This window comes from Micrococcus sp., assembly GCF_034179925.1.
Classification (GTDB): Bacteria; Actinomycetota; Actinomycetes; order Actinomycetales; family Micrococcaceae; genus Micrococcus.
The window spans coordinates 1-25091 of the sequence record NZ_JAXFPG010000042.1; the positions used below are offsets into that span (position 1 = coordinate 1).

Below are 25091 nucleotides of genomic sequence, written 5' to 3' on the forward strand. Positions count from 1 at the left end.
GGGGGGGGGGGCGCCCCGGGTCGCCCCCCTGGCGCCCCCCCCCCCCCCGCCGGGGGGGGGGCCGCGGGGGGGCCGCCGGGCCCCCCCCCCGGGCCCCCACAGGGCCGGAGGCCAGGCGCCCCGGCCCTGAGTCGAAAGGACACACGCATGGGAACGCCCCGACCCGCAGAGCGCGATCTGCACACCGACACCACCGCGATGGCCGCGATCCGCTCCGGTGAGGGCCGCCCGCCGGCCCGCTGGCGGATGGTGGTCTACTCGGCGATCGGCATCGTCATGTTCTTCGTGCCGATCACCGTGAACGGCACCAGCTCGATCCCCCTGGACCATCTGGTCACCTGGGTGCGGGGCCTGCTCGGCCCCGCCGACCGCTGGGTGGGGCTGGCGATCATCGCCGCTGGCGCCGTCTACCCGTTCGTCACCGGGCGCTGGCGCCGGGACACCACCCGCACGGTGTTCTCCCTGCTGGCTCTGCTCGGGTTGGCCGCCGCCGTCATGGTGGTGCTCGGCGTCGGCCCGCACTGGCTGCTCGCCCCGGAGATCGGCCCGTTCCTCATGGACAAGCTCGTGATCCCGGTGGGCCTGATCGTGCCGATCGGCGGGGTGTTCCTCGCGCTGGTCATCGGCTACGGCCTCATGGAGTTCGTGGGCGTGTACCTGCGCCCGGCGATGCGGCCGATCTGGCGGGTGCCCGGGCGGGCCGCCGTCGACGCCGTCGCCTCCTTCGTGGGCAGCTACGCCCTGGGCCTGCTGCTCACCAACCGCATGTACCGCTCAGGCCGGTACACGGCCCGGGAGGCGGCGATCATCGCCGTCGGGTTCTCCACGGTGTCCGCGACGTTCATGGTGATCGTCGCCAAGACCCTCGGCCTGATGGACGTGTGGCTCTGGTACTTCTTCGGCACCCTCGCGGTCACGTTCCTCGTCACCGCGATCACCGTGCGCATCCCCCCGCTCAGCCGCATCCCGGACGAGGTGTACCCCGGGGCGGAGCACCACCCCGAGCAGACCGTCACCCGGGACCGGTTCCGGGTGGCCCGCCGGGCCGCGGAGCAGACCCTCGCCGAGGCACCCTCCCTGCCGCGGAACGTCTGGGTGAACTTCCGGGACGGGCTGGTGATGGTGCTGCAGATCCTGCCGTCCATCATGTCGGTCGGCCTGATCGCGCTGGTGCTGGCCACCTACACCCCGGTGTTCGAGTGGGTCGGGGTGATCTTCCGCCCCGTCTTCTGGGCGCTGGGCCTGCCCGACCCGACCCTGCTCTCCTCCGCGGCGGCGACCTCCGTGGCCGAGATGTTCATCCCGGCGACCATGCTGGCCGACCACCCGGACTTCGTGGCCCGGTTCGTGATCGGCGTGGTGTGCGTCTCCGCGATCATCTTCTTCTCCGCCGTGGTGCCGGCCATCCTGGCCACGGACATCCCCGTGAAGCTCTGGCACCTCGTGGTGGTCTGGGTGGAGCGGGTCATCCTCACCGTGCTGTTCGCCACCCCGCTGGCGCACCTGGTGGCGGCCGTCGTCGGCTGACCGCCCCCACGCACCCCGCTCCGGCCCCGAGACCCCATCCGAGAGGACCCCATGAGCTCCGAACTGATCACCCACATCGGTGAACTCACCTGCGTGGACGCCGAGGCGCGCGTGCTGACGGACGCGGCCGTCGTCGTCGAGGACGGGCGGATCGCGTGGATCGGTGCCGCCGCGGACGCCCCCGCCGCGGACACTGCCACCGACGCCGAGGGCCGGGCCGTGCTGCCCGGCTGGGTGGACCCCCACACCCACCTGGTGTTCGACGGCGACCGCTCCGCCGAGTTCGAGGCCCGCATGGCGGGGGAGTCCTACGCGGCCGGCGGCATCGGGCTCACCACGGAGGCCACCCGCGCCGCCTCCGACGAACGCCTGCGCGACCTCGTGCTTGGACGTGTGGCCGACGCCGTGGCCGGCGGCACCACCACCCTCGAGACGAAGACCGGCTACGGCCTCTCCGTGGAGGAGGAGGCCCGGCACGCCCGCCTGCTCGCCCGCCTGAAGGCCGAGGGCCACATCGACGCCGTCACCTTCCTCGGCGCGCACCTGGTACCTGCCGGCCGGGACGCGGAGGACTACCTGGACGACGTCGTCGGGCCCATGCTCGAGGCCGTCGCCGAGCATGTGGACTGGGTGGACGTGTTCTGCGACCGCGGCGCGTTCACCGGGGAGCAGTCCCGGCGGGTCCTCACCGCCGGACGTGACGCCGGGCTCGGCCTGCGCCTGCACGGCAACCAGATCGAGCCCGGCCCCGGTGTAGGCCTGGCCGTGGAACTGGGCGCCGCGAGCGTGGACCACGTCAACCACCTCACGGACGAGGACGTCGAGGCCCTCGCCGGCACCTGGGCCCACTGGGACCGGGCGGGCGCGACCGGGACGCCGGGCGTCGTCGCCGGATGCCTGCCCGCCTGCGACCTCTCCACCCGGGCCCCGCTCGCCCCGGCCCGGCGCCTGCTGGACGCCGGCATCGAGATCGCCCTGGCATCCAACTGCAACCCCGGTACCAGCTACACCACCTCCCAGAGCTTCAATGTGGGCACCGCTGTGCTCCAGATGCACCTGACCCTGGCCGAGGCGGTGCGCGCCGCGACGATGGGCTCGGCGATCGCCCTGCGCCGGCAGGACGAGGTCGGCTCCGTGGAGGTCGGCAAGCGCGCCGACCTGCACATGCTCGCCGCCCCCGCCGCGATCCACCTGGCCTACCGCCCCGGCATGCCCCTCACCCACGCGGTGTGGCGGGCAGGCCGCCGCGTTCGCTGACGCGGCTCCCGCGCGGTCTCGCCGCCGCCCCCGTGTAGCCCCCACGCGGCCCCGGCGGCCCCGACCACCCGGCCCCCCTGACTGCTCCGGCACCCCCGACGAAGGAGACCCCATGACCCCCACGAAGCCCACCCAGGACGTCGTCACCCTCGGCCCGTCCGGGGCCACGCTGGCCGACGTCGTCGACGTCGCCCGCCACGGGGTGCGCGTCGAGCTCACCGCCGAAGCCCTCGACGCCGTCGCCGCCGTGCGCCAGCACGTCGAGGAACTCGCCGCCGGAGAGGTGCCCGCCTACGGCATCTCCACCGGATTCGGCGCGCTGGCGAACAAGCACATCCCCCAGGAATCCCGGGCACAGCTGCAGAAGTCCCTGATCCGCTCCCACGCCGCCGGCATGGGCCCGGCCGTGGAGAAGGAGGTGGTGCGGGCACTGATGTTCCTGCGCGCCACCACCCTGGCCTCCGGCCGCACCGGGGTGCGCCCCCAGGTGGTGCAGACCATGGTGGACCTGCTCAACGCGGACATCACCCCCGTGGTCCACGAGTACGGCTCCCTCGGCTGCTCCGGAGACCTGGCACCCCTGTCGCATGTGGCGCTCGCCCTGATGGGCGAGGGGCCGGCGTCGGGCCCCGACGGTGAGGTGAAGGACTCCGGCGAGCTGATGCGCGCCGCCGGGATCGAGCCGGTCCAGCTGCGGGAGAAGGAGGGCCTGGCCCTCGTCAACGGCACCGAGGGCATGCTCGGCATGCTCATCCTGGCCCTGCACGACCTCGATACCCTCGCCGACGCCCTGGACCTGACCGCCGCGATGTCCGTGGAAGCGCTGCTGGGCACCGACCGCGTGTTCGTGCCCGAACTGCACGCCCCGCTGCGCCCCCACCCGGGCCAGGCCGTCGCCGCGGACCGCATGCTGCGGATCCTGGCCGACTCGCCGATCGTCGCCAGCCACCGCGAGGGCGACTCCCGTGTGCAGGACGCCTACTCGCTGCGCTGCGCCCCGCAGGTGGCCGGCGGCCTCCGGGACACCCTCGCCTACGTGCGCGGGGTGGCCGAGCGCGAGCTGGCCGCCACCATCGACAACCCCGTGGTGCTGCCGGACGGCCGCGTCTGCTCCAACGGCAACTTCCATGGCGCCCCCGTGGCCTACGTGCTGGACTTCCTGGCGATCCCCGTGGCGGACGCGGCCTCCATGGCCGAGCGCCGCACGGACCGCATGCTGGACCCGGCCCGCTCCCATGGGCTGCCGGCGTTCCTCGTGGACGATCCGGGCGTGGACTCCGGCATGATGATCGCCCAGTACACGCAGGCCGGGCTCGTCTCGGACATGAAGCGCCTGGCCGTGCCCGCCTCCGTGGACTCCATCCCCTCCTCCGCCATGCAGGAGGACCACGTGTCCATGGGCTGGCACGCCGCCCGCAAGCTGCGCACCGCCGTGGAGAACTTCCGCCGGGTGCTGGCCGTGGAGCTGGTGGCCGCCGCCCGGGCCATCGAGCTGCGTGCCCCGCTCCAGCCGGCCGCCGCCACCGGCGCCGCCGTGCGCGTGCTCCGCGAGGCCGGGGTGCCTGGCCCCGGCCCGGACCAGTTCATGGCCCCGCAGCTGGCCGCCGCCGAGCAGGCTCTGCGGGACGGCTCCGTGCTGGCCGCCGTCGAGCAGGCACTGGGTGCGGCGGGCCAGGAGGCTGGCGCCGAGCGGCCGCTTGCCTGATCCCTGGCGTCGATCCAGAGGAAACGGCTGCTTTTCCGTGGGGGAAAGCGCCCTTTCCTCTGGCTCGTGGGGCGGCCGCCGCGGGGCCAACGGAGGGAACGCTCCCCGACGGCCAGTGTGATGCCCTCAGCGCCTCGGGCGGTGCCGGCCGACGATCGTGTGGATCAGGCGGGCGGCCGCCTTGGCGGTGCGTCCGTCCACGTCCAGGGAAGGGTTCAGCTCCACCACGTCCGCCAGGGCGAGCTTGCCGGAGCGGGTCGCCTCCAGCACGCACGCGTGGACCACCTCGTAGGGCACCCCGAACCCGGCCGGGGCACTCACCCCCGGGGCGACGGCGGCCGGCAGCACGTCCAGGTCGATCGTCAGGTAGAGCACGTCCACATGGTCCGTGAACTCCCGCACGAACCGCAGCACCTGGGAGAGGTCCGCGGTCTGGGCGTGCTCGTCGGAGATCCACGTGACCCCGTGCTCGCGGGCGGTCTCGAACAGCACCTGCGTGTTGGTGGCCTCGCTGACGCCCACCACCGCGTAGGCCAGGGAGTGCTCGGAGGCGGCGGCCTCGCGCAGGGCCTGCAGGAACGGGGTGCCGGAGCTGGGCCGGGGCGCCTCACGCAGATCGAAGTGGGCGTCCAGGTTGAGGATGCCCACCCGTGTGCCCTCGCCCACCCGGCCGGAACCGGCCAGGCCGCAGTAGGAGGCGTAGGCGGTCTCGTGGCCGCCACCGAGCACCACGGTGAGCGTGTGCTCGTCCAGCAGCCCGGCGATGCGCCCGGCCAGCGCGGCCTGGCCCTCCTCGAGATCCCCGGGGGCGTCGTCGTCGCCGCGGGTCACCACGACGTCGCCGGCATCCACGAGCACGCCCGTCCCCGGCACGTGGGCCAGGGGGGCCAGCGCGGACCGCAGGGCGTCCGGGCCCTCCACGGCGCCGATGCGACCGCTGTTGCGGCGTACGCCCTCGTCGGAGGCGAAGCCGACGAACGCGGTAGAGCGGACGGTGCCGGGGTGGGGGGCGGAGGACTCTGATGTGATGGTGCTGCCCGGCGCGGGGGTGCCGCTCGTGGCGGGGGCGCTGTCCGTGGCGGGGGTGCTGCCCGGCGCGGGCGAGGCGGGGCCGGCGTCGTCGGCGGTGGTGGCGGGCCGGACGGCCTGGTGCCAGCGGCGGTGCTCGGGGCCGTCGCCGTCCACGCGACCGGCCCAGGCAGAGGAGAGGGGGGCGGGGGTGTGCTGGGGCGTCGGGGAGCTCATGGGCTCATCCCATCGCATGCGCGTCCGGGCCGCCACCCCCGCCGTTCCCCTCCCTCCCCACCGCTCCCTCCCCTCCCTCAGCGCTCCGGGGGCGAAAGTGGCCGGAATTCATGCGGGATGCCGGCCCCTTTCGCCCCCGGAGCGCGGGAAACCCCGGAGCGCAGGAAACCCCGGAGCACAGGAGGGAAATGGCTCAGCCGGCGGTGCGGATCAGGGAGAGCTCGAACTCCAGGGTGACCCGCTCGGAGATGAGCAGTCCGCCCGAGTCCAGCGGCACGTTCCACTCCAGCCCCCACCGGCGCCGGTCGATCCGGCGGGAACCCTCCAGCCCGGCGCGGGTGAGGCCGAACGGATCCACCTCCACACCCACCAGCTCCAGCGGCAGGATCACCTCACGGGTCACCCCGTGCATGCTCAGGTCCCCCACCACCATGAACCGCCACGGCCCGCGCTCGGCGATCGACCGGGAGCGGAACTCGATGGTGGGGTGCGCCTCCACGTCGAAGAAGTCCCGCGAACGCAGGTGGTCGTCGCGGTCCTCGTGGCGGGTGTCGAGGCTCTCGGCCTGCACCACCACCTCCACCCGGGAGTGCTCCAGCCCGCGAGGATCGAGCACGAGGGCCCCGGCGACGTCGGTGAACGCGCCCCGCACGGTGGTCACCATGGCGTGGCGGGCCGCGAAGCCGACGCGGGAGTGGTCGGCGTCGATCTGCCAGGTGCCGGCCAGTTCTGCCAGTGACGTCAAGATGGCCTCCGTGCTTGGGTGGGTGACGGCTCGATCCTACGGGAGGGGCCTTCCCTGCGGGATCGGCCTGCCCTGCAGGAGAGGCTTGCGGCGGCCCCCAACGACGCCGGCCGGTCGCCTCCGCGTGGAGGTGACCGGCCGGCGTCGGGTTCGGGCCGAGGGTCAGCTGTTGGCCGGGCCCTCGTCCGCCATGGGGGTGGAGGGGTCGGAGACGACGTCCGGGTCGGCGCCCTGGGAGTGGTCGGTCTCGGCGTTGTCCTCACCGGCGGAGGTGACCTGCTCGACCTTCTCCTGCACCTTCTCCTTGGCCGCGGCGGCGGCCTCGCCGGCCTTCTTGACCTGCTCGGAGTCCTTGACGTCCGCGAGGGTGGACTTGGCCTGCTCCTGCACCTGGCTCACCTTCTTCTGGGTCTGCGGGTCGTTCCAGAACTTCTGGGCGTTCTGGGTCATCTTCTCGAGGTTCTGGCGGCCCTCCGCGCTGCCCAGCAGGTAGCCGAGCGCAGCGCCGACGCCGAGGGTGATCCAACGCATGGTGTGCTCCTTCGTCAGTGGTCCGCGGCGCACGCGCGCGCCGTCGTTGGGCACCACTGTGGTCCGCCCGCGGGCACCGCGTCAATGGATCCGCCGCGCCGGGCCTCAGCGGAGACCCCGCCGCGCCGAGGTGCTCACCGCTCAGCGGTGCACGCTCACGGCATCAGTCGCGCACGGCCACGCGCGCGTGGTGCACCCGGTGGATCACCTCGATCACCGCGCACCCCACGGCCGCGGCGGCCAGGCTCGCCGTCAGCAGGTCCGCCGGCGGCAGCTCCATCTGGTGGTACCAGCGGGAGATCGGCACGAGCACCACGGCCGCCAGCAGCACGTACATGCCGGCCAGCAGGCCGGTGCGGGGCCAGGTGAGCGGACGGGAGGCCGTGCACAGCACCCACAGGCCCAGCAGGGTCAGGGTGATCATGGAGGCTGTCTGCACCTGCGCGGCGTCCGGGGCGGTGGCCGCACCGTGGCGGGCGAACAGGGTCACCGCCGCCATGGCTGCCACGATCGTCACCCCGCACGGCACCGCGAACAGCAGGGCCCGCCGCAGGAACCCGGGCACGTAGCGGCGCGGGTTCGGCATGAGCGCCAGGAAGAACGTGGGCAGGCCGATCATGATGAAGTCCACGGTGGAGGCCTGGCGGGGCAGCAGCGGGAACGGCCAGGCCAGCAGGGAGAACACCACGCCGAACATCAGGGCGTAGCTCGTCTTGGCCAGGTAGATGTGGGCCAGGCGCTCCATGTTGGCGATCACCTGCCGCCCCTCCCGCAGCACATGCGGCAGGCGCTCGAAGCGCCCGTCCAGCAGCACCATGCGGGAGACGGCCTTCGTGGCCGGGGCGGCGTTGCCCATGGCGATCCCGAGGTCGGCGGTCTTCAGCGCCAGGGCGTCGTTGACGCCGTCGCCGGTCATGGCCACCACGTGTCCGCGTGAGCGCAGCGCCGTGACCATCGCCTGCTTCTGCTCGGGGGCGACCCGCCCGAACACGCTGGCCCCGGCCAGCACGTCGGCGAGCTCCTCCGGGTCCGTGGGCAGGTCCCGGCCGTCGACGGCGTCGCCGGTCACCTCGACGCCCACCTGGCGGGCCACCGCGGCCACGGTGCGGGGGCTGTCCCCGGAGATCACCTTGATGTCCACGCCCTGCTCACGGAAGTACGCGAGGGTCTGCGCGGCGTCCGGGCGCACGTTCTCGGCGAAGGTCAGCACCGCCACCGGGTCACGCCGCGCGGGCGGGGCCAGGCCGGCCCCGTCCGCCCCGGTGGGGGTCTCGGCGCTGTGGCACAGCAGCATGGTGCGCAGGCCGCGGTCGGCGGTGGCCGCGCAGGCCTCACCGAGGCGTCGGGCGGCGTCCTCGCCCATCCGCTCCGGGTCCAGCAGGGCCTCGGGGGCACCGAGCAGCCAGGTGCCGGCCAGGCCCGGGGTCTCGGCGTCGGCCTCCGGGCCGAACACCACCCCGGACCAGCGGCGGGCGCTGGAGAAGGCCAGTACCCCGGCCGGGGCCGTGGCCGGTGCGGCGGGGAACGGCTCCCGCAGGGCCGCGGCGGTGGTGTTGGCGTCCGGGTCCGCGCCCATGGTGGCCAGCGCCGCCTGGGCGGCGGCGGGCAGGGACTGCGCGCCGGACGCGCCGGTGTGGGGGCCGGCGTCGTGCGTCTCCTGCTCGGCGGAGGGTTCGGGGAGGCCGAGGTCCGGACCGGTGCCCTCGGGCCCTCCGCCGGTGACGTCGCGGGCCCCGTGGAACCCGATGCCGCCCTCGGTGAGGGTGCCGGTCTTGTCCAGGCAGACCGTGTCCACCCGGGCGAGGATCTCCACGGCGGGCTGCTCCTGGATCAGCACCTCGCGCTGGGCCAGCTTGAGGGCGGCCACGGCGAAGGAGATCGTGGTCATCAGCGCCAGGCCCTGCGGGATCATGGCTGTCACCGCGGCCACCGTGGCCACGAGCGCCGGCTCCAGGGCTGTCTCGCGCGGGGAGGAGAGCGCGAGGTCCCAGCCGCCGGCCGCGGTCATCTGGCCGTGCAGGATCACCGCGACGATCGGCACGAGCGCGACCGTCAGCCACCGGGCCACCGTCTCCAGGGCTGCCCGCAGCTCGGAGTGGATCCTTGTGAAGCGGCGGGCCTCCGAGGCCAGGCGCGCGGCGTGGCTGTCGGCGCCCACAGCGGTGGCACGCACGAGCCCGGTTCCGGCCACCACGGCGGACCCGGACAGCAGTGTGTCCCCGGGGGTCTTGCCCACCGGGTCGGACTCGCCGGTCAGCAGGGACTCGTCCAGGTCCAGGCCCTCCGCGGTGAGCACCACCGCGTCCACCGGCACCTGGTCGCCGCGGCGCAGGGCCACGACGTCGTCCAGCACCACCTCCTCCAGGCGCACCGTGCGGCGCTCGCCCTCGCGCACCACCACAACACCGTCCTGGTGCAGCAGCGCGATCCGCTCGAGCTTGCGTTTGGCCGAGAACTCCTGGACCACGCCGATCACCACGTTTGCGATCGCCGCCAGGCTGAACAGCAGGTCGAACCAGCGTCCCAGCACGACGATGACCACCGCGCACAGGGCGATGGTCAGGTTGAACAGGGTGAGCACATGGGCACGCAGGATCGCCCCGAGGGAGCGGGAGGTATCCTTGGGCTGGGCGTTGGTGCGGCCCGCGGCCACCCGCTCGGTCACCTGGGTGTCACTCAGTCCCCGCAGGTCGGCCTCCGGGGTCAGGAGGGCGGCGGGGGACGCGGGGTTCGGATCAGCGGTGGGCACAGGCCAAGCGTAGGGCGTGCCGGGGTGACGGGAATCCTCCTTCAGGATGATCTCATCGGTATGACGCTGGGTGTTTCCAGGGAGAAGGGTGAGGGTTCTATTATTGTGGGCATCGTGTGCGTGCCCGCCCGGGTGGGAGTGCGGCCGTGGCCGTCCCGCCGAGAGGGCGGGACGCCGTCACCGTCGATCCGAGGAGCCCCCTCCGTGCGCAAGAACCCCCTGTCCCCTGCCGTGACGACCCGCCCCGCCGCGCGTCGGGCCACCCTGGCCGCCCTGCTCGGCGCCGGTGCCCTGGCGCTCAGCGCCTGCGCCACCCAGGCCCCCGCGTTCGAGGACATCCGGGAGGAGGTGCAGCAGAACATGAACGACGCCAGCTCCGTGACGCTGGACTTCGAGCGCGAGGACAAGCCCGGCCAGAAGCAGCGCGTGCACCTCTCCGGCGCCGTCGAGGACGGCGACCGCACGGCCCGCGTCCAGGACGAGACGAGCGGCGGCGTCATGGAATTCCGCGTGGTCGAGGGCACCGCCTACGTCAAGGTCGACTCCGCCGGCTCGGACTCCACCCTGCAGGAGATGGAGCAGGCCCTGAAGGGCCGCTGGCTCGCGGACACCCAGGGCAACTTCCCCATGGACGAGATCAGCCCGAAGGTCGTCTTCGACGAGTTCGACAACGGCTTTACCTCCATGACCGACGAGGAGGCGCGCGCCACGAAGGCCGAGGTCGTGGACGTCGACGGTGAGGAGATGTACCGCTACTCCGACGACAGCGACTGGACGGTCACCGTGGACAAGGACAAGAACCTGCGCCTGATCGAGGGCCACGGCCCCGGTGAGGACTCTGGGAGCCTCCACCTGGACGACTGGAACAGCGCCCCGCAGGTCGAGAAGCCCGCCGACTCCGAGGTCGTGACGGTCGCTGAGCTGGAGCGGGAGATGATGGCCGGCACCAACGGCTGAGACCCGTCTCGGACACACGACGACGGCCCGGGGCTGACACCATGCGGTGTCGGCCCCGGGCCGTCGTGGTTCAACGCTCGGTCTCAGCCGAGCCCTGCCGGCCGGGAAGGTCAGAGAACCTCACCCGGCCGAGCCGGTGGGGTCAGGCTCAGGCCTCGACGCGGCGACCGGTGCCGGTGCGCAGCTCGGTCTCCTTGCGGTGCACGGCGCGGGCGCCAGCCACACCGGCCAGCGAGGACACGAGGCCGCCGAGCAGGATGCCGCCGAAGGTCCACCAGGCGCCGCTGGCGATGTCGTCGCGGTTCTGCTCGAAGGCGTTGGCCGCATCCTGGGCGGCGTTCTGCACCTGGTTCTGCGCCTGGGCGGCGGCGTCGTTCACGGCGTTCGGGTCCACCTGGTTGCCAGCGTTCTGGGCGTCCTGGGCGGTGATGGTGGTGGCCTGCGCGGCGGTGTTCGCCACGCCGCCGATCACGCCACCGACGGTGCCGAGGATCGAGGAGCTCACGAGGCCGGCGACCAGCAGCAGGCCCACGAGGGAGGTCGCCCAGGTCACCAGACCGTGCAGCAGACCGCCGCGGACGGCGAGCGCGCCGGCGACGAAGCCGGCGGCGGCCAGGCCGAGCAGCAGGGTGATCAGGGACCAGATGCCCATCGCGGTGCCGTCGGCGGCGCTCAGGCCCATGGCAGTGGCCAGCACGCCCAGCAGCACGAGCACGGCCAGGAAGGTCATGACGCCGGCGAAGATCGCGCCCCAGGACACGTTCGAGGTGCGGCGGCTGCGGTCGGTGCCCAGCCAGGAGTCGCGGGCCGAGTCGTCGCCCCGGACGGTCTCGCGGCGGGGGGCGGAGGAGCCGTTCTCGGCGAGGGTGGTGGTGTGCGCGCCGGTGGCGTGACGGGCGTCGGTGGTCGCCTCGACGGTCTCGGTGCGGCGGGGCTGACCGGCGTCCCCGACGGGGCGGTTGCTCTGCTCGGACATGGAATGCCTCTTTCCGTGGTGTCGGATGGCGCACGCCGTCCGCCGGGGTGGTGGCTGAGACAGTCGTGCCTTGTCATTCCACCGTAGGGGGCGCCCCGGGGGGTCCGTGAAGGGCTGAGGGGCCGCCGTCGCCGTGATGTGAGACACGTTATCACCTGTGCGGACCCCATGCGGAAGGGCCCCTCCCCTGCCGGCGACGCCGGTGGGGAAGGGGCCCTGACCAGGGGCGACGCCGCAGCGCCGCCGGGATCAGCCGAAGTGCCTCGGCAGGGTGGCCTCCCAGGCCTCACGCAGCTCGGCGATGGGCAGGGTGAACTCGCCCTGCAGCTCCAGCGCCTCGGACTGCGCGTCCACCACGCCGATGCGGGCCACCGTGTAGCCGCGGGCGGTGGTCATGTCCGTGAAGCGGACCTCCTCGGTGCGGGGCACGGACACCACGGCCCGGCCCTGCGTCTCCGAGAACAGCGCCGTGAAGGTGTCCACGCCGTCGCGGGCGGTCACCTCGTCCAGCACGATCCGCGCACCCACACCGAAGCGCAGCACCATGTCCGCGAGCGTGGCCGCCAGGCCGCCCTTCGAGACATCGTGGGCGGCGTCCACCATGCCGTCACGGGACATGTTCACGAGCAGCTCGCCCAGCAGGCGCTCCTGCTTCAGGTCCACCCGCGGAGGCACCCCGCCGAGGTGGCCGCGCAGGTTCGCGAACTCCGAGCCGTCCAGCTCGTCCGCCGTGACGCCCAGCAGGTACACCGCCTGGCCGTCCGCGTCCTTGCCGAAGCCCGAGGGCGTGCGGCGCAGGACGTCGTCGAACCGGCCCAGCACACCCACCGTGGGAGTCGGGTGGATCGCGACGCCGCCGGTCTGGTTGTACAGCGAGACGTTCCCGCCCGTGACCGGCACGCCCAGCTCCTGGCAGGCATCCGCCAGGCCGCGCACGGCCTCGGCGAACTGCCACATGACCTCCGGGTCCTCCGGGGAGCCGAAGTTCAGGCAGTCCGTGACAGCCAGCGGCACCGCACCCGTGGTGGCCACGTTGCGGTACGCCTCCGCGAGGGAGAGCTGCGCACCCGTGTACGGGTCCAGGTAGGCGAACCGGTCGTTGCAGTCCGTGGCCACGGCCACACCCATGCCGGACTCCTCGTCCACACGGATCACACCGGCGTCGTCCGGGGAGGCCAGGGCGGTGTTGCCGCGCACGTAGCGGTCGTACTGGCGGGTGATCCAGGAGACGTCCGCCATGTTCGGGGAGGCCATCAGCTCCACCAGGGCGGCCTTGAGCTCCTCGCCCGTGGACGGCAGGTCCTGCCCGGCCGCGGAGGAACGGAAGGTGTCCGCCTGCAGCGCGTCCTGGAAGGACGGACGGCGGTACGGGCGCTCATACACGGGGCCGTCGTGGGCCACCGTGCGCGGGTCCACGTCCACGATGGTCTGCCCATCCCAGGTGATCACGAGGCGGCCGTCGCCGGTGACCTCGCCCAGCCATGAGTACTCCACGTCCCACTTGGCCATGACGGCCTCGAACGCCTCCACGTTCTCCGGGGTCACCACCGCCATCATCCGCTCCTGGGACTCGGACATGAGGATCTCGCCCGGGGTGAGGGTGTGATCGCGCAGCAGCACGTCCGTCAGCTCCACGCGCATGCCGCCCTCGCCATTGGAGGCCAGCTCCGAGGTGGCGCAGGAGATGCCCGCAGCGCCGAGGTCCTGGATGCCCTCCACGAGGGAATCCCGGAACAGCTCGAGGCAGCACTCGATGAGCACCTTCTCCGCGAACGGGTCGCCCACCTGCACCGACGGGCGCTTGGCCGGCTTGCCGCCGTCGTCGAAGGACTCCGAGGCCAGCACCGAGGCGCCGCCAATGCCGTCGCCGCCGGTGCGGGCACCGAACAGCACCACCTTGTTCCCGACGCCGGACGCGTTGGCCAGGCGCAGGTCCTCGTGCTTGAGCACGCCCACGGCCAGGGCGTTCACCAGCGGGTTGCCCTGGTAGGAGGCGTCGAAGGCCACCTCGCCGCCGATGTTCGGCAGGCCCAGCGAGTTGCCGTAGCCGCCGATGCCCGCGACCACGCCATGCACCACGCGCGCGGTGTCCGGGTGGTCGATCGCCCCGAAGCGCAGCGGATCCATCACCGCCACCGGACGGGCGCCCATCGAGATGATGTCCCGCACGATGCCGCCGATGCCCGTGGCCGCACCCTGGTAGGGCTCCACGAACGAGGGGTGGTTGTGGGACTCCACCTTGAAGGTCACAGCCCAGCCGTCGCCGAGGTCGGTGACGCCGGCGTTCTCACCGATGCCGACCATCATGTGCTGCTTCATCTCGTCCGTGAGCTTGTCCCCGAACTGGCGCAGATGCACCTTGGAGGACTTGTACGAGCAGTGCTCGGACCACATCACGGAGTACATGGCCAGCTCCGCGGCAGTGGGACGGCGGCCGAGGATCTCACGGATCCGCGCGTACTCGTCCTCCTTCAGGCCGAGCTCCGCCCAGGGCTGCTCGAGGTCCGGGTTCGCGGCGGCCTGCTCGACCGTCTCGATGCTGAACTTCTTGCTCTGCTGGCTCATGCGGCACCTCCACGGGCGGCGAGGGTGGTCAGGACGGACGTGAAGAAGCCGAGCCCGTCCGTGCCGGCGCGCATGCCGGCGTCGGTGTCCGGGCCGAAGCCGGCCTCCACGGCGTGCTCGGGGTGCGGCATCAGACCCACCACGTTGCCGGCCGGATTCGCGATGCCCGCGATGTCCCGGCGGGAGCCGTTCGGGTTCCAGCCCACGTAGCGGAACACCACACGGCCCTCACCCTCGAGACGGTCCAGGGTGGCCTCGTCCGCCACGTACTGGCCGTCCTGGTTCTTCAGGGGCACGGTGATGGTCTGGCCCTGCTCGAAGTCCGCGGTCCAGGCGGTGTCCGTGGACTCCACGCGCAGCTGCTGGTCGCGGCAGATGAAGTGCAGGTGGTCGTTCTTGATCATCGACCCCGGCAGCAGGTGGGACTCCGTGAGGATCTGGAAGCCGTTGCAGATGCCCAGCACCGGCAGTCCGGAGGCGGACCCCTCGGGGCCACCGGCAGCCTCGGCGATCGCCGTCATCATGGGGGCGAAGCGAGAGATCGCACCAGCGCGCAGGTAGTCGCCGTAGGAGAACCCGCCGGGGATCACCACGGCGTCCAGGCCGGCGAGGGTGGCGGCGGCGTCGGCGTCGGCGTGCCACAGGGACACAGGCTCCGCGCCGGTGAGGCGCACCGCGCGGAGGGCGTCGACGTCGTCGAGGGTGCCCGGGAAGGTCACGACGCCGATCCGGGCACCGTTCAGCGGGGTGGCGGGCGTCGAGTAGTCGCCGATCAGGGGGATCTCGGTCATCGGGCGGCCTCGGCGGACTCGTCCAGGACGGTGACCTCCACGACGTCCTCGATGACGGGGTTGGAGAGCATCTCCTCGGCGGCCTTGCGGGCCTGGGACAGGATCTCGTCGGTGACCTCGCCCTCCACGGTGAGCTCGAAGCGCTTGCCCTGACGGACCTGGCTGAACTCGGTGAAGCCGAGGCGAGGCAGTGCCCCATTGATCGCCTTGCCCTGGGGGTCGAGGATCTCGGGCTTGGGCATGACGTTCACGACGATGATGGGCATGGACACGCTCCTGGGTGCGGGACGGACGCCGCGGAGCCGAGGGCGGCGGTCCGGGCCGGGCCCACCAGGTGTGGCGGGCGGGCGTGCCGGTGCCGTCTCACGCCCGAGCCGGGCGCTCCGCGAGCTTGCCGCATCAGTCTACCGGGGCTGCGCGGTGGCCGTGGGGGAGGGGCGAGGGCAGTGCGGCGGGAGTGCGGAGAGGAGACGGGCCGGGGGTCTGTGCCGGCCGGATCGACCGTTCTCCTACATCTCGCACGTTCTACGGTCGAGATGCAGGAGAACGGTCGACGGGGAGGGGCAGTCAGGTCGATGCTCTCGGCTGTCGCAGGCGGGGCCGGGTGGCGTCGTCGTGCAGAGGCGGAGGTGCGGGCGCTCCTGCACAGGGCCCCGGACGTCGTGATCTATCCCCAGATGGGACCGGGGTGCCCGTCTCCCAGCCACGGCCCGGCCACGGTGGAGTCATGACCGAGACACTGTCGCCCGCCCCCACCGCTCCGCCCTCGCCCCCGACGTTCACCGAGGGAGGCCTCCTCCTCCGTTCCCGCCCGGCCGAGGACCGCCGGGGCGCCGAGCAGCTCCACCGCGGTTGGCATCGGGGCGAGCTGATCCGCCTGGCCCGGGGGATGTACTGCCCGGTCCAGGCCTGGTGCGCCCTGCCCGCGTGGGACCGGTTCACGCTGACCGTGGCGGCGGCCGCAGCGGTGCGGCCGAGCCTCGTGCTGACCGGTCGCACGGCGGCGCATCTGCACGGTCTGCCGCTGCTCGACGTACCGCCGGCGGTGGAGGAGAGGGCGTTCGGCCCCGGTCACCGTGCTCGGCGCCCCGCCGTCCGCCTCCCGCTGGCACCCACCGCGCTCGCCGCGCAGGTTCCGTCGCCGCCGTCGCGCCGGTGCGTCCTGCCGCGCTGGGACAACGACGACGCCGGACCGGTCCCAGTGGACGTGGCCCTGTCCGACGGCACGGTGGTCGGCACCGCCTGGGCGGATGCGCTGGAGACGGTGCATCTGCACCTGGCCTCGACGCTTCCCCTGCGGGAGAGCGTGGTGCCGCTGGACCGGCTGGCCCACACCCGCCCCGCGGACGTGGCCGCCTGGGCGCGCACGAACGCCGAGGTGCCGACCCACGACGCCGGCCGGAGGAGGTTCGCTCGGGCCTGCGCCTTCCTGGACGGTCGAGCGGAGTCCCCGGGCGAGTCGGTGAGCCGCGTGATCATGGAGGAGCTGGGCTTCGCACCGCCCCTGCTGCAGCACGAGGTGTTCTCCGCGGACGGTCGCTTCCTGGGCCGGGTCGACTTCTTCTGGCCGGAGGCCGGCGTGGCCGGAGAGTTCGACGGCCTCACGAAGTACGACCTCACACTCCACGCGAGCGAGGCGGAGCGGCGGCGAGCGATCCGGGAGGAGAGGAACCGGGAGGCGCGGCTCCTGCGCCGACTGAACGGGGTGGCCCGGTGGACGTGGGACGACCTCCGGAGGCCGGCGCAGCTGGAGGCGGAACTGGTCCGTCACGGTGTGCCCCGGCGCTGAAGCGGGGCAGCCCGGGACGGGGCGGGGCGGCGTCGGGATCGAAGCGTCGGGACCGGCGTCGACCGTTCTCCGGCATCTCGTCCGTAAAACGTGCGATGTGGAGGAGAACGGTCGATGAGGACAGGGGCGCCACTGCCCTACCCTGGCCCCATGATCCTCTCGCGCATCCCCGGCCGCCCTGCCCGGCCCGTCGCCCCGGACTCCGGACGCGTGCACCCGGTCAGCCCGCTGGGTCCGGCCATGGTCCTGGCGGTGGGCGGGGTCGTGCTCTCCGCGGTGCAGCGGATGCGTCGGCGCACCGAGCGCCGCCGGGCTCTCGCCTCCCGCGGCGCCCCCGCTCCCGCCACCCCCGCTCTCCCCACCACCCCCGGCTCCCGGGCCTGAACGGAAACCCGTCATGACCGGCACCCCCACCCAGAACCGCGCCTGCCCCTGCGGTCTCGGCCTGCCTGCCGACCAGTGCTGCACCCGCCTGCACGCCGCGTTCGCCGCCGACGGCACCCTGGCCGCCCCCACCGCGGAGGCGCTCATGCGCTCCCGGTTCGCGGCCTTCGCACGGCTGGGCGAGGCGGATCCCGCCCACGACGACGGCGCCCGCACGGTGCGTGCCGCCGTCGCCTACCTGCGCGCCACCTGGGCGCCGGAGACGCGACCGTCGGCGCAGGAGCTGACCCCCTCCGCCGCCGACCCCGCCCCGCGCTTCACCCGGCTGGCCGTCACCGACACCACCGGCGGCCCCTTCGACTCCACGGCCACGGTCACGTTCGTGGCGCTCGGCCGCCGGACGGGCCCGGGTGGGGAGGACGCCGGTCGGCTCCGTCTCGCCGAGCACAGCCGCTTCCGCCGTGAGGGCGGGGCCTGGCTCTACGTGGACGGGGACGTCACGGGCGGCTGAGCCCGCGCACGTCGCATCCGGGTCCGAGGCCCCGGTGGGCCCCGATCCCCGGGCCCCGGGCCGTCAGCGACGCGCGGTCTCGGCGCGGACGCCGCCGTCGTACTCCTGCGGGGCGGTGTCCCCGGGCAGGGGCTTACCCTGGCAGACCACGTTGCCCCGCGGGCGCACCCCGGTGAGCAGGTAGCGCTCCACCACGGTGTCCACGCAGGCGGTGCCGTAGGGGTAGACGCCGTGGGAGACCTCGTCGTCCACGCTCACGAGGGTGGTGTTCGGGATGAGCTTGGCCGAACGGGCCCCTGCCTCGTAGGCGGTGGCCGGGTCCATCTCGGACTGCAGGATCACGGACTCCGGGTGGGTCTTCTTGTTGCCGGGCTTGGGCATCTCGGTCACCGCGGGCCAGTGCGCGCACACGGGCAGCGCGGAGAACACGCCGCCGGCGAAGGGCGCGGTGCGGGCGAGCTTGTCCCGCTGGGCCTGCCAGTACGGCAGGGACTGCTGCCAGCGCCCGTCCTGGCACTGCACGGCCTGCATGGCCCCGGGGAGGGGGATGCGCTCCGGCAGCTCCTCGTCCGGCAGCGCCTCGACCGCCGGGGACAGGCGCGGGTCCAGGCCGGCCAGCCGCGGGTCCACCCCGGCGACGGCGGCCGCCCGCCGCAGCACGCCCGGGCCGGTCTCCGGCCCGGCACCCGGCCCGGCGGCGTCGAGCCCGTCCAGCTCGCCGCGCAGGTACACGGCGACGATCTCCGCGGCGATCGGGTAGTTCTCCGCGCGGTACATCAGCTGCGCCACGATCGCGCCGACCACCTGGCCGGTCTCCGTGCGGGTGCCGCCGGCGGCCTCGAACTGCCGGTAGAGGTCGGCGGCGTCCCCGCTCACCCCGTGCTCGGCGCCGTGCCGGGACAGGTACGGCAGGAGCACGTCCCGGAACTGCCGCTCGAACGCGTACGGCTGCACGTCCCAGGTCTCCTCGAGGCTCTTGCGGGTCAGATCCGTGGAGGAGTCCAGCACGAACCGGCCGGAGTTCTGCGGGAACTCGCGCTGGTACCAGGAGCCGAGCCACGTGCCGTAGGAGTAGCCCAGGTAGTTGGTCCTCTCCTCGCCGAGCACCTCGCGGATCAGGTCCATGTCGTGCACGGTCTGCTCGGTGGTGATGTACCGGGCCAGCGGGTTGGCGCGGCAGGCCTCGGCGAGCACCCGGGGCAGCCCGGCGGCGTCACCGGAGAGCAGGGCCTCGGTGGGCACCTCGCACAGCAGTGGGGTGGAGCGCTCCACGCCGCGCGGGTCGAAGCCGATCAGGTCGTAGGAGGCGGCCAGCGCGGGGGCCGACTCGGCCAGGGACGGGGCCATCTCCAGGCCGGGCCCGCCGGGACCGCCCGGGTTGAGCAGGAGGATCCCCTGCCGTTCGGCCCCGCCGGTGGCGGGCACGCGGGAGATCCGCACGGTGATGGTCTGCCCGTTGCGGGGTGCGTTCCAGTCCAGGGGCACGACGACGTCGGCGCACTCCAGGCCGGCCACGTCACCGAGTCCGGTCTCCGGGTCCAGGGCGCAGTCCTCCCAGGCCAGGTCCTGGTGGGCCAGCTGCGGGGCGAGCGTGCCGGCGTCGACGGCGGGGGCGTGGGGCCCGCCGCGGCCGGGGGCGGCCTCGGCGGCCGCGGCACCGGAGGCCGCGAGGGCGACGGCGGCGAGGGCTCCGAGAGGCCGGGTGAGACATCGGGGAGCATGAGATGCGGGTGCGGACACGAGGGATCTCCGTTCTCTGGACGTGGGGGCGGGTCAGATGCCGCCGAGGAAGCCGGCGGCCAGACTCAGGACGAGGCCGGCCAGGCACAGTACCGCGACGGCCGTGACGAGCGGGCTCGGGCGGCGCGGGGCGTCGTCGTCAGGGCGGGGGTCGGCGTCGCGCAACTCGGGCGGCAGGTCGGTCACGGCGGGCTCCTCAGGATGGCGCAGGGTCTGGGATCAGTCTGCCTCAGGGGTGAACAGCTCTTCGATGCGTCGGCCGAACACCGCGGCCAGGCGGAAGGCCAGGGGCAGGGAGGGGTCGTAGCGGCCCTTCTCCAGGGAGATGACGGTCTGGCGGGACACGCCGAGTTCGTCGGCCAGGCGCTGCTGCGACCAGCCCAGGCGGGCGCGCTCGTCGGGGATCGAGTTCTCCACGGCTCAGCCCCGGCGCTTCAGCAGCAGGTAGCGGACGGCCACGGAGGCGGCCATGAACAGGATGAGGGTGACGCCCACCGCTCTCGTCGGGATCTCCCAGTCGGCGACGGCCACCGCGACGCTGCCCAGGCCGAGGAGCACGAGCAGGTCGTGGAACGCGCCGGAGGTGGCCTTCTCGTACCAGCGGTTCTCGACGGACTCCTCCGGGTCGCGCACGGCCCCGCGCACGGTGCCCCGGTCCACGAGCAGCGCCCAGACGAGGGCGGCGGCCGGCAGGAGCGTGCTGGCGGCCAGCAGCAGGCCGAGGAGTCGGGGATGGGCCGGATCTGCGTGGCCCTGCAGGGTGGCGAGGGCGTAGGTGACGACGCCGACCAGCGCGGCGAGGAGGGTGCCGAGCAGCAGTGAGACCGCGATCAGCCGACCGGTCCCGCCGCCGAGCCGGGCGGACCGGCCCCAGCGGGAGCGGGCGTCCCGGTGAGGGTTGGTGGTGGTGCGGGGCGTCTGCGTGGTGGGGGCGACGTCGTCGTCGGGGCGGTGGGGGGAGGTCATGGCCTGCTCCTTCGTGCGGTGCCGGGTCCCGTGCCCGGCGCTGTGAAGCAAGCTTGACAGTCAAGCACGCTATACGTCAAGTCAGCTTGACCATGTCACCCGGACTCCGCTCCCTCCAGCACCGCCAGCAGCCTGGCCCGCAGCGCCTGGCCCCGCTCGGCGAAGTCTCGCTGCCGCCGGGCGTACTCGGCCCGGCCGGCCGGCTCCTCGATCCGCACGGCCTCGTAGCCCCCGACGCCGTCACTCAGGTCGTCCACGCCGGTCAGGTCGTACGGGGAGGCCTCCATGTCGAGGCGCCGGATGTCCCACGCGAGGTCGAAGCAGTCGGCCAGTAGCTCCGAGTCCACCAGTGGCACGAGCTTGTACGCCCACTTGTACAGGTCCATCCCGGCGTGCAGGCAGCCGGGCTGCTCCATCTCCCTCATGCCCTCACGCGTGGGGAGCACACCGTCGGCGCCCTCGTTGAGCCCGCTCGCCTCGGGGGCGAAGAACCGGAACGCGTCGAAGTGCGTGCAGCGGATCCGCGAGCCCTCCACCACGGCGTCCGTCCCCGCCGCGCCGAGCCGCAGCGGCAGCTGCGAGTGCCGCACCCCGTGCACCTCGGACCGGTAGGCCATGGCCCACTCGTGCAGCCCGAAGCACCCCAGCCGCGCCGGCCGCTGCGCCGTGCGGGACAGCAGCTCCCGGGTGAACGCCACCGACGACGCACGGCCGGCCAGCATCGCGGGCACGTCCACCATCCAGCCGCCCACCGCGGCCTCATCGCCCACGACGCCGGCCGCCTCCTCCGCTTCGACGCGGCGGTAGTGCTTCCACTGCGCTCGGGGTGCCACGCCCAGCTCGGCCGCCTCCGCGGCGGCCGCGGTGCCGTCGTCGTCGGCCAGGAGGACGCCCGCACCGGGGTGCCAGCGCTGCAGGGCGGCGGGGGAATGCGTGTAGTAGCCGAAGAGGAAGTCCTGCACCGGGTGCTTCTGCCCGCGCATACGCAGGGCCACCAAGGGGTCGGTGCGGCGGGCGATGCGCTCGCGGTGGGCGCGGGCACGGGCCCGCCACTGCGCGGGTGCGAGCACGACGACGGCTCCGGCGGGGTGTGCGGGGGAAGGGCGCATGACCCTCTCATTCTCCCCGCCCCCACACTCCCGCGGACGAAACGGGAGGTCCCTCGGACACTTCCGTTCGAGAAACAGGAGGTCCTCCGAACGCTTCCGTTCGAGAAACGGGAGCTCACCGGGGCGCAGCCGTGCGAGAAACGGGAGCTCCACCGGGCCGTCGAGCCCTCCGCCCACCCCCCCTCGCCGCCGCGGCGTCTCACAACGTGAGGCTTCTGAGTAAATCCTGGGTAAACACGCGACGCGCACCGGGCGGATGGGTTAGATTCACCCCACCGATCGTGGCGTGCCTCACAGGAGTCTCCCGCCGGGGTCTCCCGTGGACCACCACCCGCTCGCACCATGATGAGAAAGGCGGAGGCCCATGCCCCGTTCCACCACACCCGCCCCCTACCGCCGGAGACTGGCAGCCGCAGCCCTCGGCCTCGGCCTCGTCGGAGGCACCACGCTCGCCGCACCCGCCGGGGCGAACCCCACCCCCCAGCCCCCCATCACCGCCGCCGACGGCGAAACCACCACCTACGAGGACGGCCGCTACTTCGTGATCCTCAAGGAGGCCCCCTCCGCTGTGGAGGAGGCCGCCGTCACCGTCCCAGGCGCCGCACCGAAGGCGAAGTTCGACGCCGACCACCCGCGCGTCAAGAACTACGAGGCCAAGCTCAAGCGCCAGCAGGAACGCCTGGCCCGAGCCCAGGGCGTCACCCCGAAGCTCACCTTCCAGCGGGCCATCAACGCGTTCGTCGCGGACCTCACCGCCGAGGAAGCCGCACGGATCGCCAAGGACCCCTCCGTGTACGCGGTGGCCCCGGACGAGCAGGTCTCCAAGGACTACACCTCCACCGACTTCCTCGGCCTCCCCGGCAAGAAGGGCACCTGGAAGACCACCTACGGTGGGGAGAAGAACGCGGGCAAGGGCGTCGTCGTGGGCGTCATCGACTCCGGCATCAACCCGGACAACCCGTTCATCGACGCGGCCCCGGTCCAGCCCCTCAAGGGCAAGCCGAAGGTGGGCGTGCCGTACCGCAACGCGGACGGCACCATCTCCGTGCTCAAGGCCGACGGCACCACCGCCACCGCCGAGTGCCAGACCGGCCCGGACTTCCCGGCCTCCTCCTGCGACACTAAGCTGATCGGCGCCTACGCGTTCTCCCAGGACTTCGAGCGCTACGTGCCCATCGACCAGCGCGCCCCGCACGAGCGCATCTCCCCCCTCGGGGTGGACTCGCACGGCACCCATGTGGCCACCACGATCGTCGGGAACACCGGCGTGACCCAGAGCATCGGCGGCGAGGACTTCGGCGTGGGCGCCGGCGTCGCCCCGGCCGCGAACCTGATCTCCTACAAGGTCTGCTGGGAGGACACCGACCCGGACACCGGCGGCTGCTACACCTCCTCGTCCGTGGCCGCCGTCGAGCAGGCCATCGTGAACAACGTGGACGTGATCAACTACTCGATCTCCGGCAACAACACCTCCGTGGTGGACCCGGTGGCGCTCGCGTTCCGGGCCGCCGCCGAGGCCGGGATCTTCGTGGCCGCCTCCGCCGGCAACTCCGGCCCCGCCGCGAACACCGTGAACCACTCCTCCCCGTGGGTCACCACCGTGGCCGCGGAGACGTTCTCCAACGCGTTCACCGGCACCGTGGAGTTCTCCGACGGCACCAAGGTGCGTGGCGCCTCCTCCACCCGCACAGGCGCGGGCCCGGCCGAGGTCGTCCACGCCACCGAGGTCGCCGCCGCCGGCGCCTCCACGGAGGACGCCCGCCTCTGCCTGCCCGGTGCGCTCAGCGACGCCGCGGCCGGCAGGATCGTGCTCTGCGAGCGCGGCAAGAACGCCCGCGTGGAGAAGTCCGCGACCGTCGCCGAGGCCGGCGGTGTCGGCATGATCCTGGTGAACACCACGGAGGGTTCGCTCGACGCCGACAGCCACTCCGTGCCCACGGTCCACACGTCCGACGCCTCCATCATCCAGAAGGTGAAGTCCTCGGACCTGACCGCCACAATCGTCCCCGGCGACACCACCGGCCTGCCCGAGGAGCCGCTGCCGCAGCTCGCCGGGTTCTCCTCGCGCGGCCCCTCCAACGCCGTGAACCAGGAGTTCCTGAAGCCGGACGTGGCCGCCCCGGGCGTCAACGTGATCGCCGGCGTCTCCCCGCTGGACCCGGACTACCAGGGCGAGACCTTCGGCCTGATGTCCGGCACCTCGATGGCCTCGCCGAACCTGGCGGGCATGGCCGCGCTGCTGGCCGGCAAGCACACCGACTGGTCGCCCATGACCATCAAGTCCGCGCTGATGACCACTGCCGGCACCGTGTACAACGGGGACGGCTCGCCGAACACAGACAACTTCGCCAAGGGTGCCGGCTCCGCTGACCCGAAGGCCGCCGCCCGTCCGGGCCTGGTCTACGAGTCCGGCACGGATCAGTGGAACGCGCTGCTCACCGGCGACATCGCCGGCCGTGAGGTCAACGTGCCCTCCGTCGTCATCCCGGACGTGTTGGGCACCGCCACCGTGACCCGCACCGTGACCGCCCTCGAGAACGGCCGCTGGACGTTCTCCGCGGACATCCCGGGCTTCGAGGTCACCGCCTCCCCGTCCATGCTGGACCTGAAGAAGGGCCAGTCCGCTGAGGTCACGCTGACCCTCACCCGCACCGACGCCCCCATCAACGAGTGGCGGCACGGCTCGTTCTCCTGGAGCACCGCCAAGGGCAAGGCCGTGCCCACGGTGACCTCGCCGCTCACTCTGCGCGCCAAGGCCGCCGTGGCCCAGGACGCCGTCCAGGGCACCGGGGCCTCCGGCTCGGCGCCGGTGGCGATCCAGCCCGGCTTCACCGGTCAGCTGAGCCCCTCCGTGCTCGGCCTGAACAAGGTGGAGAAGCGGGCCGTGACGCTCGAGCCCGGCAAGAGCCAGACCTCCCTGGTGACCGTGGGCGCGGGTGTGGAGTCCGTGACCTTCGGTGTGGACTCCGGCGGCGACGAGGCGGACTGGGACCTGCTGGTGCTGACCCCCTCGGGCAAGCGGCTGGTCTCGGCCACCGAGGCCACCGATGAGTCCGTGACGATCGCGAACCCGGAGCCGGGCACGTACATCGTGCTGGCCCAGCTCTACGCGAACCCGGCCGGTGCGGACACGGCGTCTCTGGAGACTCTGCAGCTGCGCTCGGGTGTGGGCAACCTGACCGTGTCCCCGGACCCGGTGCCCATGACCTACGGTCAGGAGACCAGCGCCACCGTGAACTGGGAGGGCCTGACCTCCGGCGCCTGGCGCGGCCAGGTCCAGTGGGCCGACGGCGTCGCCACGGAGGTGGAGGTCCAGGTCCCGTGACCTGACCCCCGGCGCTCCCGTTGACGAAACGGGAGGTCGCCACGGGGCTCCCGTTGATGAAACGGGGGCTCCGCCGGGGGCCCCGTTGATGAAACGGGAGCCCCGGGCCCCCGACGACGCCGGCCCCGCCCCGGGACCGGGGAGGTGGGGGGGCCGGGGGGGGGGGGGGGGGGGGGGGGGGGTTGGTGATACCCAACCGGAATGGAGGGGGGACCGCCC

Annotated in this window: 21 protein-coding genes; 8 read left to right on the top strand and 13 right to left on the bottom strand. The window is 73.1% G+C overall.

Going from position 1 to position 25091, the window contains the following annotated elements:
- The first annotated feature begins 147 nt into the window (after positions 1-147).
- The 3 genes from SPI96_RS08275 (at position 148) to hutH (ending at position 4489) form a co-directional block, all read left to right on the top strand.
- Positions 148-1527 carry a YjiH family protein gene (locus SPI96_RS08275; RefSeq protein ID WP_321081893.1) on the top strand — a complete coding sequence of 460 codons (1380 nt, stop codon included), beginning with the start codon at positions 148-150 and terminating at the stop codon, positions 1525-1527.
- A gap of 51 nt (positions 1528-1578) precedes the next feature.
- Positions 1579-2784 (top strand): imidazolonepropionase, encoded by a 1206-nt coding sequence (gene hutI, locus SPI96_RS08280; RefSeq protein WP_321081894.1) that lies wholly within the window; start codon positions 1579-1581, stop codon positions 2782-2784.
- Positions 2785-2896: 112 nt separating this feature from the next.
- Positions 2897-4489: a histidine ammonia-lyase gene (gene hutH / locus SPI96_RS08285; RefSeq protein WP_321081895.1), complete on the top strand. Its 1593-nt coding sequence runs from the start codon at positions 2897-2899 to the stop codon at positions 4487-4489.
- A 126-nt stretch (positions 4490-4615) separates the two neighbouring features.
- Here the strand turns inward: hutH and hutG are convergent, their stop codons facing one another.
- The 4 genes from hutG to SPI96_RS08305 all read right to left on the bottom strand — a co-directional run bounded on the left by hutG (position 4616) and on the right by SPI96_RS08305 (position 9759).
- Positions 4616-5734: a formimidoylglutamase gene (gene hutG, locus SPI96_RS08290; protein ID WP_321081896.1), complete on the bottom strand. Its 1119-nt coding sequence runs from the start codon at positions 5732-5734 to the stop codon at positions 4616-4618.
- Positions 5735-5927: 193 nt separating this feature from the next.
- The gene (locus tag SPI96_RS08295) at positions 5928-6479 is read right to left on the bottom strand and encodes a YceI family protein (RefSeq protein WP_321081897.1); all 552 of its coding nucleotides are present in this window, start codon (positions 6477-6479) and stop codon (positions 5928-5930) included.
- A 162-nt stretch (positions 6480-6641) separates the two neighbouring features.
- Positions 6642-7010, bottom strand: coding sequence for a YtxH domain-containing protein (locus tag SPI96_RS08300; RefSeq protein WP_321081898.1), 369 nt, complete (start codon positions 7008-7010; stop codon positions 6642-6644).
- Between the two features lie 163 nt (positions 7011-7173).
- On the bottom strand, positions 7174-9759 hold the full coding sequence (locus SPI96_RS08305) for an HAD-IC family P-type ATPase (RefSeq protein ID WP_321081899.1): 2586 nt from the start codon (positions 9757-9759) through the stop codon (positions 7174-7176).
- A gap of 204 nt (positions 9760-9963) precedes the next feature.
- Here SPI96_RS08305 and SPI96_RS08310 point away from each other — a divergent pair, with 204 nt between their 5' ends.
- Entirely contained in the window at positions 9964-10716 is a 753-nt protein-coding gene (locus tag SPI96_RS08310; RefSeq protein ID WP_321081900.1) for a hypothetical protein, read from the top strand.
- Positions 10717-10864: 148 nt separating this feature from the next.
- Here the strand turns inward: SPI96_RS08310 and SPI96_RS08315 are convergent, their stop codons facing one another.
- The 4 genes from SPI96_RS08315 to purS all read right to left on the bottom strand — a co-directional run bounded on the left by SPI96_RS08315 (position 10865) and on the right by purS (position 15314).
- The gene (locus SPI96_RS08315) at positions 10865-11692 is read right to left on the bottom strand and encodes a hypothetical protein (RefSeq protein ID WP_321081901.1); all 828 of its coding nucleotides are present in this window, start codon (positions 11690-11692) and stop codon (positions 10865-10867) included.
- Positions 11693-11941: 249 nt separating this feature from the next.
- Positions 11942-14257, bottom strand: coding sequence for a phosphoribosylformylglycinamidine synthase subunit PurL (purL, locus tag SPI96_RS08320; RefSeq protein ID WP_321081902.1), 2316 nt, complete (start codon positions 14255-14257; stop codon positions 11942-11944).
- Positions 14254-15048 (bottom strand): phosphoribosylformylglycinamidine synthase subunit PurQ, encoded by a 795-nt coding sequence (gene purQ / locus SPI96_RS08325; RefSeq protein ID WP_321081903.1) that lies wholly within the window; start codon positions 15046-15048, stop codon positions 14254-14256. Before purQ ends, purL begins: the two co-directional genes overlap by 4 nt.
- Positions 15045-15314: a phosphoribosylformylglycinamidine synthase subunit PurS gene (gene purS, locus SPI96_RS08330; protein ID WP_321081904.1), complete on the bottom strand. Its 270-nt coding sequence runs from the start codon at positions 15312-15314 to the stop codon at positions 15045-15047. The genes purQ and purS overlap by 4 nt, the downstream gene beginning before the upstream one ends.
- Positions 15315-15775: 461 nt before the next feature.
- Between purS and SPI96_RS08335 the strand changes: the two genes are divergently transcribed.
- From SPI96_RS08335 to SPI96_RS08345, 3 genes are all read left to right on the top strand, one after another.
- Complete coding sequence (locus SPI96_RS08335) at positions 15776-16837, top strand: hypothetical protein (RefSeq protein WP_321081905.1); 1062 nt, start codon at positions 15776-15778, stop codon at positions 16835-16837.
- A 150-nt stretch (positions 16838-16987) separates the two neighbouring features.
- Positions 16988-17221, top strand: coding sequence for a hypothetical protein (locus SPI96_RS08340; RefSeq protein WP_321081906.1), 234 nt, complete (start codon positions 16988-16990; stop codon positions 17219-17221).
- Positions 17222-17234: 13 nt separating this feature from the next.
- Positions 17235-17732 carry a YchJ family protein gene (locus SPI96_RS08345; protein ID WP_321081907.1) on the top strand — a complete coding sequence of 166 codons (498 nt, stop codon included), beginning with the start codon at positions 17235-17237 and terminating at the stop codon, positions 17730-17732.
- A gap of 63 nt (positions 17733-17795) precedes the next feature.
- Here the strand turns inward: SPI96_RS08345 and SPI96_RS08350 are convergent, their stop codons facing one another.
- The 5 genes from SPI96_RS08350 to SPI96_RS08370 all read right to left on the bottom strand — a co-directional run bounded on the left by SPI96_RS08350 (position 17796) and on the right by SPI96_RS08370 (position 21547).
- On the bottom strand, positions 17796-19472 hold the full coding sequence (locus SPI96_RS08350) for an alpha/beta fold hydrolase (protein WP_321081908.1): 1677 nt from the start codon (positions 19470-19472) through the stop codon (positions 17796-17798).
- Positions 19473-19505: 33 nt separating this feature from the next.
- Positions 19506-19658: a hypothetical protein gene (locus SPI96_RS08355; protein WP_321081909.1), complete on the bottom strand. Its 153-nt coding sequence runs from the start codon at positions 19656-19658 to the stop codon at positions 19506-19508.
- Between the two features lie 33 nt (positions 19659-19691).
- Positions 19692-19889 carry a helix-turn-helix transcriptional regulator gene (locus tag SPI96_RS08360; RefSeq protein ID WP_321081910.1) on the bottom strand — a complete coding sequence of 66 codons (198 nt, stop codon included), beginning with the start codon at positions 19887-19889 and terminating at the stop codon, positions 19692-19694.
- A gap of 3 nt (positions 19890-19892) precedes the next feature.
- The gene (locus SPI96_RS08365) at positions 19893-20438 is read right to left on the bottom strand and encodes a hypothetical protein (RefSeq protein WP_321081911.1); all 546 of its coding nucleotides are present in this window, start codon (positions 20436-20438) and stop codon (positions 19893-19895) included.
- 95 nt (positions 20439-20533) lie between these two features.
- On the bottom strand, positions 20534-21547 hold the full coding sequence (locus tag SPI96_RS08370) for a 3-methyladenine DNA glycosylase (RefSeq protein WP_321081912.1): 1014 nt from the start codon (positions 21545-21547) through the stop codon (positions 20534-20536).
- Between the two features lie 364 nt (positions 21548-21911).
- On the opposite strand from SPI96_RS08370, the gene SPI96_RS08375 reads away from it, so the two are divergent.
- A complete protein-coding gene (locus tag SPI96_RS08375) occupies positions 21912-24872 on the top strand; it encodes a S8 family serine peptidase (RefSeq protein ID WP_321081913.1) in 2961 nt (986 codons plus the stop codon).
- Positions 24873-25091: the final 219 nt, after the last annotated feature.

Bases quoted from the DNA above. Each gene is read 5' to 3' on its own strand.
- SPI96_RS08275 (WP_321081893.1), top strand. From the start codon at position 148: ATGGGAACGCCCCGACCCGCAGAGCGCGATCTGCACACCGACACCACC.
- hutI (WP_321081894.1), top strand. From the start codon at position 1,579: ATGAGCTCCGAACTGATCACCCACATCGGTGAACTCACCTGCGTGGAC.
- hutH (WP_321081895.1), top strand. From the start codon at position 2,897: ATGACCCCCACGAAGCCCACCCAGGACGTCGTCACCCTCGGCCCGTCC.
- hutG (WP_321081896.1), bottom strand. From the start codon at position 5,734: ATGAGCTCCCCGACGCCCCAGCACACCCCCGCCCCCCTCTCCTCTGCC.
- SPI96_RS08300 (WP_321081898.1), bottom strand. From the start codon at position 7,010: ATGCGTTGGATCACCCTCGGCGTCGGCGCTGCGCTCGGCTACCTGCTG.
- SPI96_RS08315 (WP_321081901.1), bottom strand. From the start codon at position 11,692: ATGTCCGAGCAGAGCAACCGCCCCGTCGGGGACGCCGGTCAGCCCCGC.
- purL (WP_321081902.1), bottom strand. From the start codon at position 14,257: ATGAGCCAGCAGAGCAAGAAGTTCAGCATCGAGACGGTCGAGCAGGCC.
- purQ (WP_321081903.1), bottom strand. From the start codon at position 15,048: ATGACCGAGATCCCCCTGATCGGCGACTACTCGACGCCCGCCACCCCG.
- purS (WP_321081904.1), bottom strand. From the start codon at position 15,314: ATGCCCATCATCGTCGTGAACGTCATGCCCAAGCCCGAGATCCTCGAC.
- SPI96_RS08335 (WP_321081905.1), top strand. From the start codon at position 15,776: ATGACCGAGACACTGTCGCCCGCCCCCACCGCTCCGCCCTCGCCCCCG.
- SPI96_RS08340 (WP_321081906.1), top strand. From the start codon at position 16,988: ATGATCCTCTCGCGCATCCCCGGCCGCCCTGCCCGGCCCGTCGCCCCG.
- SPI96_RS08345 (WP_321081907.1), top strand. From the start codon at position 17,235: ATGACCGGCACCCCCACCCAGAACCGCGCCTGCCCCTGCGGTCTCGGC.
- SPI96_RS08365 (WP_321081911.1), bottom strand. From the start codon at position 20,438: ATGACCTCCCCCCACCGCCCCGACGACGACGTCGCCCCCACCACGCAG.
- SPI96_RS08370 (WP_321081912.1), bottom strand. From the start codon at position 21,547: ATGCGCCCTTCCCCCGCACACCCCGCCGGAGCCGTCGTCGTGCTCGCA.
- SPI96_RS08375 (WP_321081913.1), top strand. From the start codon at position 21,912: ATGCCCCGTTCCACCACACCCGCCCCCTACCGCCGGAGACTGGCAGCC.